Source organism: Burkholderia sp. KBS0801 (genome assembly GCF_005937855.2).
Taxonomy (GTDB): domain Bacteria; phylum Pseudomonadota; class Gammaproteobacteria; order Burkholderiales; family Burkholderiaceae; genus Burkholderia; species Burkholderia ambifaria.
In genome coordinates, this window is record NZ_CP042177.1 from 3,349,049 (window position 1) to 3,361,801 (window position 12,753).

12 protein-coding genes are annotated in these 12,753 nt (G+C 69.0%); 4 read left to right on the plus strand and 8 right to left on the minus strand.

The features are described from left to right. Positions 1-29: 29 nt before the first annotated feature. From FFI87_RS15970 to FFI87_RS15985, 4 genes are all read right to left on the minus strand, one after another. The gene (locus FFI87_RS15970) at positions 30-1,271 is read right to left on the minus strand and encodes a multifunctional CCA addition/repair protein (RefSeq protein ID WP_012364912.1); all 1,242 of its coding nucleotides are present in this window, start codon (positions 1,269-1,271) and stop codon (positions 30-32) included. Next, positions 1,268-1,915, minus strand: a complete 648-nt coding sequence (locus FFI87_RS15975; protein WP_138847014.1) for a glutathione S-transferase family protein — start codon at positions 1,913-1,915, stop codon at positions 1,268-1,270. The genes FFI87_RS15970 and FFI87_RS15975 overlap by 4 nt, the downstream gene beginning before the upstream one ends. Before the next feature lie 55 nt (positions 1,916-1,970). Then, on the minus strand, positions 1,971-2,930 hold the full coding sequence (locus FFI87_RS15980) for a complex I NDUFA9 subunit family protein (protein WP_138847013.1): 960 nt from the start codon (positions 2,928-2,930) through the stop codon (positions 1,971-1,973). A gap of 271 nt (positions 2,931-3,201) precedes the next feature. Then, entirely contained in the window at positions 3,202-5,154 is a 1,953-nt protein-coding gene (locus FFI87_RS15985; RefSeq protein WP_138847012.1) for a lytic transglycosylase domain-containing protein, read from the minus strand. Between the two features lie 8 nt (positions 5,155-5,162). On the opposite strand from FFI87_RS15985, the gene FFI87_RS15990 reads away from it, so the two are divergent. Next, positions 5,163-5,771 (plus strand): 5-formyltetrahydrofolate cyclo-ligase, encoded by a 609-nt coding sequence (locus FFI87_RS15990; RefSeq protein ID WP_138847011.1) that lies wholly within the window; start codon positions 5,163-5,165, stop codon positions 5,769-5,771. A 68-nt stretch (positions 5,772-5,839) separates the two neighbouring features. Here the strand turns inward: FFI87_RS15990 and FFI87_RS15995 are convergent, their stop codons facing one another. Beyond that, positions 5,840-6,352 carry a winged helix DNA-binding protein gene (locus FFI87_RS15995; protein ID WP_006751934.1) on the minus strand — a complete coding sequence of 171 codons (513 nt, stop codon included), beginning with the start codon at positions 6,350-6,352 and terminating at the stop codon, positions 5,840-5,842. A 148-nt stretch (positions 6,353-6,500) separates the two neighbouring features. Between FFI87_RS15995 and pxpB the strand changes: the two genes are divergently transcribed. From pxpB to pxpA, 3 genes are read left to right on the plus strand one after another with little or no spacing between them, the layout of a single operon-like run. Next, entirely contained in the window at positions 6,501-7,157 is a 657-nt protein-coding gene (gene pxpB, locus FFI87_RS16000) for a 5-oxoprolinase subunit PxpB (RefSeq protein WP_105786562.1), read from the plus strand. Further along, positions 7,154-8,224, plus strand: coding sequence for a biotin-dependent carboxyltransferase family protein (locus tag FFI87_RS16005; RefSeq protein WP_138847010.1), 1,071 nt, complete (start codon positions 7,154-7,156; stop codon positions 8,222-8,224). Before pxpB ends, FFI87_RS16005 begins: the two co-directional genes overlap by 4 nt. Before the next feature lie 55 nt (positions 8,225-8,279). Further along, positions 8,280-9,044, plus strand: a complete 765-nt coding sequence (gene pxpA, locus FFI87_RS16010; protein WP_011658155.1) for a 5-oxoprolinase subunit PxpA — start codon at positions 8,280-8,282, stop codon at positions 9,042-9,044. A 557-nt stretch (positions 9,045-9,601) separates the two neighbouring features. On the opposite strand, the gene FFI87_RS16015 is transcribed toward pxpA, so the two are convergent. Genes FFI87_RS16015 through FFI87_RS16025 form a run of 3 tightly spaced genes read right to left on the minus strand, consistent with a single transcriptional unit; the run spans position 9,602 to position 12,751 of the window. Further along, a complete protein-coding gene (locus FFI87_RS16015) occupies positions 9,602-10,747 on the minus strand; it encodes a TraB/GumN family protein (RefSeq protein ID WP_012364919.1) in 1,146 nt (381 codons plus the stop codon). After that, positions 10,740-11,756, minus strand: a complete 1,017-nt coding sequence (locus FFI87_RS16020; protein WP_138847009.1) for a peptide ABC transporter ATP-binding protein — start codon at positions 11,754-11,756, stop codon at positions 10,740-10,742. Before FFI87_RS16020 ends, FFI87_RS16015 begins: the two co-directional genes overlap by 8 nt. Beyond that, entirely contained in the window at positions 11,753-12,751 is a 999-nt protein-coding gene (locus FFI87_RS16025) for an ABC transporter ATP-binding protein (protein ID WP_105831971.1), read from the minus strand. Before FFI87_RS16025 ends, FFI87_RS16020 begins: the two co-directional genes overlap by 4 nt. Positions 12,752-12,753: the final 2 nt, after the last annotated feature.

The window sequence follows — 12,753 nt, forward strand, 5'->3', positions numbered from 1 at the left end:
GACGCACCGCGCCACTCGTTTGGTCCGCGCTATTCGCCGATCGCCAGCGCCTGCTTGACGGCCTCGACCCGTGCGCGATGCACGGCGTCCTTGATCTGCATCACATCGTCGCCGACACCGCGCGCGATCGCGCCCGCGTCGACGCTGCGCGCCGCCACCAGCGCCACGCGCAGCCGCTCGGCCTGCGGATACGGCTGCGTGTCGAGCCCGAGCCGGCCGCGGGCATCCGATTCGCACGCCTGCAGCATCTCCGCGAAGCGCGCCGGCTTGCGCAGCGCATCGCTGCGCTCGAAGAACCGCACCAGCGCGGCCGCGCCCATTTCCATCACGCGATGCAGGTTGCCGTGCTCGCGCGCGACCACCAGCGCCAGATCGCGGCAATCGTTCGGCACGCGCAGCCGCTCGCACAACGGCTTGATGAGCTCGACGCTGCGGCCTTCGTGGCCGACATGGCGCGGCAGCACGTCGGCGGGTGTCGTCGCCTTGCCGAGATCGTGCGTGAGCGCCGCGAAGCGCACCGGCAGCGAGTAGCCCTGCTTCGCCGCGTAGTCGACGACCATCATCACGTGCACGCCGGTGTCGACTTCCGGGTGGTAGTCGGCGCGCTGCGGCACGCCCCACAGCGCGTCGACCTCGGGCAGGACGCGCGCGAGCGCGCCGCATTCGCGCAGCACCGCGAACATCCGCGACGGCTTCGCCTCCATCAGCCCGCGCGCGATTTCCTGCCACACGCGTTCGGCCACCAGCGCGTCCGCTTCGCCGGCGTCGACCATGCGCCGCATCAGCGCGAGCGTGTCGTCCGCGACCGTGAAATCCGCGAAGCGCGCGGCAAAACGCGCGATCCGCAGGATTCGCACCGGATCCTCGACGAACGCGTCGCCCACGTGCCGGAACACGCGCGCGCGCAGGTCGGCCTGTCCGTCGAACGGATCGATCACCGGCCCGACCAGCGCGCCCTCCGGGCTCACTTCGCGCGCCATCGCGTTGATCGTCAGGTCGCGCCGCGCGAGATCCTCGTCGAGCGTCACGTCCGGCGCGAAGTAGAACTGGAAGCCGTGATAGCCGGCCGCCGTCTTGCGCTCGGTGCGCGCGAGCGCGTATTCCTCCTGCGTGTCCGGATGCAGGAACACCGGGAAATCCTTGCCGACCGGCCGGAAGCCCTGTGCGACCATCTGCTCGGGCGTCGCGCCCACCACCACGTAGTCGCGGTCCTGCACCGGCACGCCGAGCAATTCGTCGCGGATCGCTCCGCCTACTGCGTAGATGTTCATGGGTTCGGTTCGTATTCGGCAATCACGTTGGTTTCGCGGCGCGCGGCGTCGATCCAGCGCTGCACGGCCGGCAGCGCGGTCACGCGCGCGGCATACCCGGCCGCTTCCGGCGACAGCGCCGGCGCATACGTGTTGAAGCGCATCACGACCGGCGCATACATCGCATCGGCGATCCCGAATTCACCGAACAGGAACGGCCCGCCCGATGCCTCGATGCACGCGCTCCACAGCGCGTCGATACGCGCGACGTCGGCCAGCGCATCGGGCGTCGTGCCGCGTCCCGGCATCGACGCGCGCACGTTCATCCCCATCTGCGCGCGCAGCGCGGCGAAGCCCGAGTGCATCTCGGCCGAGATGCAGCGCGCGTGCACGCGCTCCAGCGGATCGGCCGGCCACATCGGGAATTGCGGATAGCGCTCGGCGAGCGTCTCGGCGATCGCGAGCGAATCCCAGATCGCGGTGCCGTGATCGTCGATCAGGCACGGCACCTTGCCGGTCGGCGAATACTCGCGGATGCGCGCGACCGTGTCGTCGCGGCGCAGTTCGATCGCGATCTCGTCGAACGGGATCCCGAAATGCGCGAGCAGCAGCCACGGCCGCATCGACCACGACGAGTAATTCTTGTCTCCAATGACGAGTTTCATGGCGGTGTTCCGAAAGGCGCGAAAGTGAATGACGGAAAGCGGCGGCCCGCGGCGCCTAGCGGCGCGAGCGGAACCAGTCGAAGCGGGAGCGCTGCGCGCCGTCCCCGAGATACGCGGGCGCGATGCTCTCGAGACTCGCGGGCGACAGCCCGAGTTCCGGCGCGAGCGGCCCTGACAGCACGTTGGGCACCGACATCGACGCGAGATTGTCGCGCGTGATCACCGGCTCGCCGGGCAGGCATTCGAACACGCGCGCCTGCAGCTGCGCAAGCGCGTCGGGCAGCCGCACGATGCGTGCCTGCCGGCCGACCAGCGTGCCGCAATAGCGCACCAGCTGCTCGAGCGTATAGACGGTCGGACCGCCGAGCTCGTAGGTTTTGCCGTGCGCGGCCGTGAGATCGAGCGTGTTGACGAACGCGCTCACGACGTCACCGACGAACACCGGCTGGAAGCGCGCGTCGGGCATCGCGAGCGGGAGCACCGGCAGCGTGCGCTGCAGGTTCGCGAATGTGTTGAGGAATCTGTCGCCGGGGCCGAACACCACCGACGGGCGGAAGATCGTCAACGCGAGCGAATCGGTCGCCGCGACCGCATGCAGCGCGGCCTCGCCGTCGCCTTTCGAGCGCTGGTACATGCTCGCGCCGTGCGAATCGGCGCCGAGCGCGCTCATGTGCAGCACGCGCTGCACGCCGACTTCGACGCATGCGGCGGCCAGCGCGGCCGGCAGCGCGACGTGCGCGCGCTCGAAGCCGGGCCCGTATGGCGTGCCGCGGCCGTCGTGCAGCACGCCGACGAGGTTGATGGCCGCGTGCGCGCCGGCGACGAACCGGGCCAGCGTGCGCGTGTCGAGCGCATCGAGTTCGACGATCTCGACCGGCAGCATCTGCAGGTGGCGAGCATGGTCGCGCCGCCGCGTGCCGATCCTCACGTGCTTGCCGGCGTCGATCAGCGCATTGACGAGCCGGCTGCCGATGAAGCCGGTGCCGCCCAGCAGCGCGACGGTCTGGCGATCCATGGTCGAGTCCTCCAACGGGCGGTTCACGCTGATGACGGGCTTGCGAACGAGCCGTGCCGGCTGTCCCCAGCGGGGCTTCCGTCGGTGCGCATGCAAGAAGCGGGGGCGCGCCGTCCGGCCGAGCTTGACGAGCGACGCGCAGCGCCGCGATGCGGCCGGCCACGCTCGCGCCCCTGACCAGGAGAATCATAGACGGGGCTGGCCCGTCATGAGCGTGGACAGCCCCTCGAGCATACTGCCGCTACTCAGGCGGCAGTATGAAGATTGCGGATCAGGGCGAGATCATGCCCAGGCGTTTCTTCAACGACTGCGGTTTGCCCTCGAAGAGCGCCGCGTAGTAGACGGTGTTCGACAGCACGTTCTTCACGTAGTCGCGCGTCTCGTTGAACGGAATCGTCTCCGCGAAGATCGCGCCTTCGACCGGCTGCGTCAGCACCTGGCGCCACTGGCGCGGCCGGCCCGGGCCCGCGTTGTAGCCGGCCGTCGCCAGCACCGGCGAGCTGTCGAAGTTGTTGTAGATGTCCGCCAGATACCAGGTGCCGAGCTGGATGTTGGTATTGATGTCGTGCATCTGCGCACGTGAGATCGTGCCCATCCCGAGCTTCTTCGCGACGAGCTGCGCGGTGGCCGGCATCAGCTGCATCAGCCCGCCCGCGCCGACGGAAGAACGCGCGTTCGTGATGAAGCGCGATTCCTGGCGAATCAGCCCGTACGCCCATTCGATGTCGAGGCCGGTCGACTGCGCGTAGCGCTCGACGATGTCGCGGTACGGCGACGGGTAGCGCAGCGTGAAGTCGTGCTCGGCCTTCGTGCGGTCGGCCGTATTGACCGTGCGGTCGAGCAGGTCGACGCGCTTGCCGTATTCGGCGGCCGCGAGCAGCTGGCGATCGGTCATCCCGCGCAGCGGCCAGTTCCATTCGCGATTGCCTTCGAGGCGCAGGTTCAGCGCATAGAAGCGCTGCGCGAGCGCGAAGCCCGGGATCTTGCTCATCGCACCGATCTCGGCGTCGCTCACCTTCGTGCGCGGCGGGACGCTCGTGCGCTGGCCGAGCTCTTCGCCGGCGAGCTGCCCGTAGAAGTTGTACTGGCCGGCGACCTGCTCGAATTCCTGGTTCGCCTGCAGCGTGTCGCCGCTCTGCTTGAGCGCGCGCGCATGCCAGTAGATCCAGGCCGGATCCTCGCGCAGCGACGGCGGCATCTGCTCGATCGACCAGCGCACCATCGGCCAGTTGCCGGCGAGCAGCGCGGCGCGCGTGCGCCATTCGTAGCCGGGATTCGACAGCGACGCGTTCGCGGATTTCGCATACCAGACCGACGCGAGCGGCGAGCGCTTGATCGCGCCCTGGTAGCCGATCGCGCCCCACGCGATCGCCTGCTCCGGCTTAGTGAGCGAGCCGGCGACGGACGTCAGCATCCCTGCCGCCGCGTCCGGATCGTTGCGCGCCATGCGGCTAAGCGCGATCAGCGCGAGCTGGTGCGACGCCGCGTCGGGGCCGACGCCGCGCGCGAGATACAGCGGCGGCGCGCTGGTCGCCTGGTCGAAGCCGACCGGGCGCGCGCCGAGCGCGTCGACGATCTTGCCGCCGAGCGTCGTGTAGTTCTGCTCGTACGCGAGGCGCGCCTGCTGCCACACGTCGTCGCTCGTGAACTGCTGGTTGACCGTCAGCGCCGTAATCAGGTCGACACAGGCGTCGCCGTAGTATTTCGGCTCGACGAGCAGCGCGCGCGCCGCGTCGGCGACGTTCTCGCCGCGCGCCGCGCGCGATTCGAGCGCGTAGCACTTGACCTGCGTGTCGTCGTCGAGCACGAAGCGCTTGTACTGGTCGTCGAAGTTGCGCCAGTCGTGGCGCGCGCCGAGCACGAGCAGGTAGTCGTTGCGCATGCGATCGGCGATCGCCTGTCCGTCGTAGCGCTGCAGGAACGACTGCACGGGTGCGTCGGGCGCGTCGACACGTGCGCGGCCCATCGAATCGAACAGCTGCGGCTTGATCTGGAAATACTCGACGTAGGACGGGACCGGATAGTTCGGGATCAGCGACGCGAGCTGCGCGGCCTTCGCGGCGTCGTTGCGGCGTGCGGCTTCGCGAAGCTGCACGAAGATCTGGTCATCCCCGGCGAGCGTGTCGTCGCCCGGTGCGGCGCACGCGGCCGTGCCCGCGACGAGCGCGGCGGCAGAAAGCGTGAGCGCGACCGCGCGATATACTCGGAAAAGGCTGTTCGACATCGTTTTGAATGGAGCACGAATTGAGCGAAAGCATAGCATGCAACCCTGTGCCGAACCCGAAGGTTGCACTGCGTAAAACGCTGGCCGGCGCGCGTCGCGACGCCGCGTCGCAGCCCGCCGCGAACGCCGCGCTCGACGCGCGCCTGCGCGCGTTGCTCGAACGCCTCGCGCCGCGCACGGTCGGCTTCTACTGGCCGCTGCCGGGCGAATTCGACGCGCGCGACGCGGTGCTCGCGTGGTCCGCGGCCGGCATCGGCCGCCGTGCCGCGCTGCCGGTGATCGGCGAGCGTCACACGCCGCTGGCGTTCCATGCGTGGGATACGCATACGCCGATGCGCGAAGGGCATCACCGGATTCCGGAGCCGGCGTCGGGGGTCGTCGTCGTGCCCGACCTGTTGCTGATTCCGTGTGTGGGATTCGATCTGGAGCGCTACCGGCTCGGCTATGGCGGCGGCTACTACGACCGCACGCTCGCGGTGTGGCCGGGCGACACGCTGCCGGTGACGGTCGGCATCGCCTATGAAGCGTGCCGCGTGGATGCGCTGCCGGCCGAGGCCCACGATCTCGCGATGCGCTGGATCGTGACCGACGGCGCGCTTTACCCGGCCGCCGGATGACGCGGCGCGCGACACCGCACCAGCGGCATGCCGCGCGTCACCGCGTTCACCGTCCCGTTCGCAATCGTTTACAGCGAGGCCGCCGCGCGCGCGGCCGTATCGTAGAGGCCCGATGCGTGGCGCAGCAGTTGCGCCGCGTCGCCGATCTGCGCGTTGGTGAGGCCGCTGTCCTTCAGCGTCTCGATCAGGCAATGCTCGCGCACCTCGCGATACTTCAGGCACAGCTCGCGGCCCGCGTCGGTCGCGAAGAAGAACACTTCCTTGCCGCTCTTCTCGCTCTTCACATAGCCGCGCGCGATCAGTTTTTTCAGCGCATAGGTCGCGACGTGCGTATCCTCGATATTGAGCACGAAGCAGATGTCGGCGAGCTTCTTCTTGCGTTCGCGATGGCTGACGTGATGCAGCAGCGACACCTCGACCGCCGTCATGTCCTTCGCGCCCGCGGCCGACATGCAGCGCACCATCCATCGGTTGAATGCGTTGCCGGCCATGATGAGGCCGTATTCGAGCTCCGACAGCTCGGCGCTCGACTCGGAAACGAGGTGTTCGGATGACACGATCTTGGTCGCAGGACGCTTCATGGAAAGGCGGCGCAAGCCGGATGACAGGGTGTGCCGAGTGTACGACAGAAGGCCCGGCATACGGGCTAGGCGAAAACGCTTATTGGGAAGTTGTCGATATTTTATCGACAATGTGCGCTAACATTGCCGTCCGAACCGTGCCAGTCCGATGACGCAACCCCGCATTTATCCGCTCGGCGATGCCGCCCTCGTCTGCGAGGTGCCGCCGCCCGCCACGCTCGATTGCCAGCGCCGCGTCTGGGCCGTCGCCGAGGTCGCGCGCGCGTGGCCTGACGTGATCGACGTCGTGCCGGGCATGAACAATCTGACGATCGTGTTCGACGCGCTCGCCGCGACGGCCGAGTCGCTCACGCCGGCGCTGCGCGACGCGTGGGAAACCGCCGACGTCGAGCACGCGGAGGGCCGCGAGATCGAGATTCCCGTCGAATACGGCGGCGCCGCCGGCCCCGACCTGCCGGCCGTCGCCGCGCACACGGGGCTGTCGGCCGACGAAGTCGTCGCGCGCCACGCGGCCGGCGAATACGTCGTGTTCTTCGTCGGCTTCCAGCCGGGCTTCGCGTATCTCGGCGGCCTCGATGCGTCGCTGCACACGCCGCGCCGCGCGGCGCCGCGCCTCGAGGTGCCGGCCGGCTCGGTCGGCATCGGCGGTGCGCAAACAGGCATCTATCCGGCCACGTCGCCCGGCGGCTGGCAACTGATCGGCCGCACGTCGCACGTGCTGTTCGACCCCACGCGGGCGCAGCCGACGCTGCTGCTGCCCGGCGACCGCGTACGCTTCACCATTGCCGGAGTCGACGCGACATGAGTCAGAACACCGCACCGGGCACGATCGAGGTCGTCCGCGCCGGCCCGCTGTCGACCGTGCAGGATCTCGGCCGCCGCGGCACGCGCCATCTCGGCGTCGCGCAGGGCGGCGCGCTCGACGGCCTCGCGCTCGAGGTCGGCAACCGGCTGGTCGGCAATCGCCCCGACGCGGCGGCCGTCGAAATCACGATCGGCCCGGCCGCGTTCCGCTTCACGCGCGCGACGCGCATCGCGATCACCGGCACCGAATTCGGCGCGACGCTCGACGGCAAGCCCGTGTATTCATGGTGGAGCCTGCCGGTCGAGGCCGGGCAGACGCTCGTGCTGCCGGCCGCGAAGCGCGGAATGCGCGGCTACCTGTGCATCGCGGGCGGCATCGACGTGCTGCCGATGCTCGGCTCGCGCAGCACCGATCTCGCGTCGCGCTTCGGCGGCCTCGGCGGCCGCGCGCTGCGCGACGGCGATCGGCTCCCGGTCGGCGTGCCGCCGGCCGGCGCCGGCTGCCTCGCGGCCGATGCGCCCGAATTCGGCGTGAAGGCGCCCATGTGGTGCGCGTTCGTGCGCGTCGACGAACCCCCGCGCCGCCACCACCGTCCCGCGCACGCGCCGTGGGCGATGCCCGTGCGCGTGCTGCCGGGCCCCGACTACGCGTCGTTCGCGGCCGATTCGCAGCAGGCGTTCTGGGACGAGGAATGGCTCGTCACCGCGAACAGCAACCGGATGGGCTATCGCCTCGCCGGCGCCGAGCTCGTGCGCGAGCGGCCGGTCGAGCTGCTGTCGCACGCGGTGCTGCCCGGCACGATCCAGGTGCCGCCGAACGGCCAGCCGATCGTGCTGATGCACGATGCGCAGACCACCGGCGGCTACCCAAAGATCGGCACGGTGATCCATGCGGATCTCTGGAAACTCGCGCAGGCGCGACTGAACCTGCCGATCCGCTTCGTGCGCACGACACGCGACGCCGCGCGCGCCGCCCTGAGCGCGGAACGTGCGTATCTGCGGCAGATCGACGTCGCGATCGAGATGCGCGAGGAAACGCGTCGCCGCGAGCAATCGCGCGCGGCGTGACAATGTCGTAAGCAACAAGGAGGACGCGCCACGCCATCCGTGGACGACGAACATCATGGAAATCGATCTGAATGCCGATCTCGGCGAAGGATGCGGATCGGACGAGGCGCTGCTCGACCTCGTCACGTCGGCGAACATCGCGTGCGGCTGGCATGCAGGCGGCGCCAATGCGATGCGCGACTGCGTGCGCTGGGCCGTGCAGAAAGGCGTGTCGATCGGCGCACACCCGAGTTTTCACGATCCGGAGAATTTCGGGCGCAAGGAAATGCAGCTGCCGGCCGGCGACATCTATGCGGGCGTGCTGTACCAGCTCGGCGCGCTGTCGGCGATCGCGCAGGCCGAAGGCGGCCGCATCGCGCACGTGAAGCCGCACGGCGCGCTGTACAACCAGGCCGCGCGCGACCCGCTGATCGCCGACGCGGTGGTGTCCGCGATCCACGACTTCGATCCGTCGCTCGCCGTGTTCGGGCTCGCCAACAGCGTGTTCGTCGCGGCCGCGCGCCACGCGGGGCTCGCCGCGGTGGAGGAAGTGTTCGCCGATCGCGGCTATCGCGCGGACGGCTCGCTCGTGCCGCGCAGCCAGCCCGGCGCGCTGATCGACGACGAGAATGCCGTGCTCGCGCGCACGCTCGACATGGTGCGCGAGCGGAAGGTGCGCGCGGTGAGCGGCGAGTGGGTGCCGCTCAATGCGCAGACAGTCTGCCTGCACGGCGACGGCCCGCATGCGCTCGCGTTCGCGAAGCGGATTCGCACGGCGCTCGAAGCGGCGGGTGTCGACGTGGTCGCGCCCGGCGCGCTGCAGGCCGACGAAGACGCTTGAAAAGCGCGCAAGAGCAGCTGCCGTCTCACCAAAACCGTCGCACAAAAGAAAAAAGCGCCCTGGTGGCGCTTTTCTGTTGGCACGATCGCCGCGGACTTCGCCGTCTGTCGATTCGCCCCCCGAAACCGCCTGTCGACGGTGACCGGAAACCTGCTCCGGATTAAAAAACGTCCGCCGCCGCCCGAATACTGCTTCCCCCGGTCGGACGACGGAACGTCGCTTATCCGCAAGTCTGCCGCATGCATTTGTTGTACCGACGATGTTTGGCCCCGCCGTGCATGCAGACACTCCGTGGCCGGCACGCGCATCACGTGCCGGCTACGCTAACCCCGCGCTTTGTTTTCTGCTACCCCGTAGAACTTATCTATTCTTTTCATTTTTTCAACTTGTGGGATGAAGAATAGAGATTCGCGGAACGGGATGTCAATGGTCTTAAACGCTATTTCCTGAGGATTCGAGGGTTTTCCTTATCGGACCGCGCGGCCGCGCAGGCGCTTCACACCGCGCGCGCGACGTCGATCAAACAGGGGAGGATCGGTGCGCGGCACCCGGCGCGATCAGTTCGCGTCGACCCGGTATCCTTGCCGGCGCAACAATTCAAGCACGCCGCGCGGGCCGCCCAAATGCAGCGCGCCGATCGCGACGAATACCGGCCGGTCCGGCGCGGCGATTGCCGTCATCCGTGCAACGAAGCGCCGGTTGCGCTCGTACAGGATCTTGTTGTCGATCGACGCCGACAGCGCCTTCGAACGGGCCAGCCGCTCGCTCTTCGCGACCGCCCACGCGGCGATCGCATCGGCGTCGCCAATTTGCCACAGCCGGTGCAGCGCCTTGATGTCGGCGGCATTCTGCGCCGGTGTCTGCACCATGTCCTGCGCGAGCATCTCGCGCTGCTCGGCGAGCGTCAGCCCGGTGAACGCGCGCATCTGCTCGGCCAGCGTCTCGAGCCCGATCACGCGGCCGCCCTTCTTCTTCAGGAACACGTTCTGCAGCTGCGCCTCGGTGCCGTATTCGGTCTGCAGGCCGGCCGACAGCGAGTCGTAGGTCTCGACGACGAGCGCCGCGAGCCACGGCCGCATCCGGCGGATCTCCGCGAGCGCGGCCGGATTGCCGCGCAGGCGCGCGGCGAGCCGCTGCCACAGCGGTTCGGGCAGCAGGCGCTGCAGGCACGGGTAGCGACAGACGCCGTACTTCGACACGTCGTCCTGCGATTCGAGCAGATCGTCCGGCGACAGCTCGAGCGCGAGCGTCGGCGACGCGGCGAGCGCCCCGAGGATGCGCGGCCGGAACGGTTGCGCGCTCGGATAGTCGGACGGGTCGCCCGTATGCAGCGTGCCGAGTACGTACAGCGTGACGCGGCCGCGGGTGGCGACATAGAACGGCATGCGCGCGGGCTGCACGCGCACCGTGCCGCGCGCGACCGTGCCGTTCGACACGGACGGCGCGTGGAAGCCCGGCAGGCTCAGGCCGGGCGGCGGAACTTGCGACGGATGGATCGGCGAACTCGACGGCGCGCGCCCTTGGGCACGTGCGGCGTCGGCCGGGACCAGCACGCTGGCGGCCACGCACGCGCCGGCCAGCGCCGCGCCCGTGACCGTGCGCACGCTCCAGCGCCGTGCGTTGCGGCACGCGCGCATCACGCGCGCGCTGCCGGCCCCCGAACGGCGCACGTCTGACGCGCGCGCCGCCAAACCATCAGGCATTCGCCTCCCCCACCTCCTCGGCGCGATGGCAGGCCACACGGCGTCCGTCGACGTCGCGCAACTGCGGTTCCTCGACACGGCACCGCTCGATCGCGTACGGGCAGCGCTGGTGAAACGCGCAGCCCGACGGCGGATTGAGCGGCGACGGCAGCTCGCCTTGCAGCTTGATCTGCACGCGGCGGTCTTCCTCGAAGATCGCCGGCGTCGCCGACATCAGCGCGCGCGTGTACGGATGCCGCGGCCGCGCGTAGATCGTCGCCTTGTCGCCGAGCTCGGCGACGCTGCCGAAGTACATCACCATCACGTCGTCCGCGACGTGCTCGACCACCGCCAGGTTGTGCGAGATGAACACGTAGCTGGTTTTGAACTGCTCCTGCAGATCCATGAACAGGTTCAGGATCTGCGCCTGGATCGACACGTCGAGCGCGGACACCGGCTCGTCGGCGACGACGATGCGCGGATCGAGGATCATCGCGCGCGCGATCGCGACGCGCTGGCGCTGCCCGCCCGAGAACATGTGCGGATAGCGCTTCGCGTGCTCGGGCCGCAGCCCGACCGTGCGCATGATCTGCGCGATGCGCGCCGCGCGTTCGGCGGCCGTCAGGTTCGCGTTGATCTCGAGCGGCTCGCCGAGCGTCTGCTCGACGGTCTTGCGCGGGTTCAGCGACGCGAACGGATTCTGGAACACCATCTGCACGCGCCGGCGCAGGTCGGCGACCGTCTCGCGGTTCGCACCGGCCACGTTCTTGCCGTCGATCACCAGGCTGCCCGCGGTGGGCGTCTCGATCATCGTGAGCTGGCGCGCGAGCGTCGATTTCCCGCAGCCCGACTCGCCGACGACCGCGAGCGTCTTGCCGCGCTTGAGCGTGAACGACACGCCGTTCAGCGCCTTCACGGTGCCCTGGCCGAACATCCCGCGCTTCACCGAGTAGTGCTTCGCGAGGCCGTCCGCGATCAGCACCGCTTCCTCGTCGTGCGGCGTGGCACGCGTTTCGTGGACTGCGTTCATCGTGCGCCTCCCGTCAGGTCGAGGTTGGAAATATTCAGCGGCTTGATGCAGCGCGCACGCATCGCATCGTTGGCCGGCACCAGCGTGTCGAGCGCCGGACGCGCCTTGCGGCAATCGTCGACGACATACTTGCAGCGCGGCGCGAACAGGCAGCCGGACGGGCGATCATCGCGGCCCGGCACCATGCCCGGCAATGCGGCAAGGCGACGCGCCCCCTTATTGTGCTCGGGAATCGCGGCGAGCAGCGCTTCGGTGTACGGATGATGCGGCGCACGGAAGATGTCCGGCACGCGATTGGTCTCGATGACCTCGCCCGCATACATCACCGCGACGCGCTGCGCGACCTCCGACACCACGGCCAGGTCGTGCGAGATCAGCACGAGCGCCATCCCGCGCTCCTTCTGCAGCTTCACGAGCAGATCCATGATCTGCGCCTGGATCGTCACGTCGAGCGCGGTGGTCGGCTCGTCGGCGATCAGCAGCTTCGGGTTGCACGCGACCGCCATCGCGATCATCACGCGCTGGTTCATCCCGCCCGACATCTGGTGCGGGAACGCCGTGATGCGGTTCTTCGCATCGGGAATGCCGACCTGGTCGAGCAGCTCGAGCGCGCGCCGGTGCAGCGCGTCGCCGCGCAGTCCTTCGTGCAGCTTCAGCACCTCCTTGATCTGGTAGCCGACCGTGTAGCTCGGGTTCAGGCTCGACAGCGCGTCCTGGAACACCATCGCGATGTCCTTGCCGACGATCTTGCGGCGCGCCTTCGGCGACGCCTTCAGCAGGTCCACGCCGTTGAACGTGACCTCGTCGGCCGTCACCTTGCCCGGCGCGTCGATCAGGCCCATCAGCGCCATCATCGTCACGCTCTTGCCCGAGCCCGATTCGCCGACGACGCCCACCACCTCGCCCGGCGCGACCGACAGGTTGATCCGGTCGACAGCGGGCAGGCCGTTGAAGTTCACCGCGAGATTGCGGATAGTCAGTAGATCTTGGCTCATGG

What these genes read in the sequence shown, in the direction of transcription:
- FFI87_RS15980 (WP_138847013.1), bottom strand. Translation starts at nt 2,930, where the DNA reads ATGGATCGCCAGACCGTCGCGCTGCTGGGCGGCACCGGCTTCATCGGC.
- FFI87_RS15985 (WP_138847012.1), bottom strand. Translation starts at nt 5,154, where the DNA reads ATGTCGAACAGCCTTTTCCGAGTATATCGCGCGGTCGCGCTCACGCTT.
- FFI87_RS15990 (WP_138847011.1), top strand. Translation starts at nt 5,163, where the DNA reads ATGGAGCACGAATTGAGCGAAAGCATAGCATGCAACCCTGTGCCGAAC.
- pxpA (WP_011658155.1), top strand. Translation starts at nt 8,280, where the DNA reads ATGGAAATCGATCTGAATGCCGATCTCGGCGAAGGATGCGGATCGGAC.
- FFI87_RS15970 (WP_012364912.1), bottom strand. Translation starts at nt 1,271, where the DNA reads ATGAACATCTACGCAGTAGGCGGAGCGATCCGCGACGAATTGCTCGGC.
- pxpB (WP_105786562.1), top strand. Translation starts at nt 6,501, where the DNA reads ATGACGCAACCCCGCATTTATCCGCTCGGCGATGCCGCCCTCGTCTGC.
- FFI87_RS16015 (WP_012364919.1), bottom strand. Translation starts at nt 10,747, where the DNA reads ATGCCTGATGGTTTGGCGGCGCGCGCGTCAGACGTGCGCCGTTCGGGG.
- FFI87_RS16005 (WP_138847010.1), top strand. Translation starts at nt 7,154, where the DNA reads ATGAGTCAGAACACCGCACCGGGCACGATCGAGGTCGTCCGCGCCGGC.
- FFI87_RS16020 (WP_138847009.1), bottom strand. Translation starts at nt 11,756, where the DNA reads ATGAACGCAGTCCACGAAACGCGTGCCACGCCGCACGACGAGGAAGCG.
- FFI87_RS15995 (WP_006751934.1), bottom strand. Translation starts at nt 6,352, where the DNA reads ATGAAGCGTCCTGCGACCAAGATCGTGTCATCCGAACACCTCGTTTCC.
- FFI87_RS15975 (WP_138847014.1), bottom strand. Translation starts at nt 1,915, where the DNA reads ATGAAACTCGTCATTGGAGACAAGAATTACTCGTCGTGGTCGATGCGG.
- FFI87_RS16025 (WP_105831971.1), bottom strand. Translation starts at nt 12,751, where the DNA reads ATGAGCCAAGATCTACTGACTATCCGCAATCTCGCGGTGAACTTCAAC.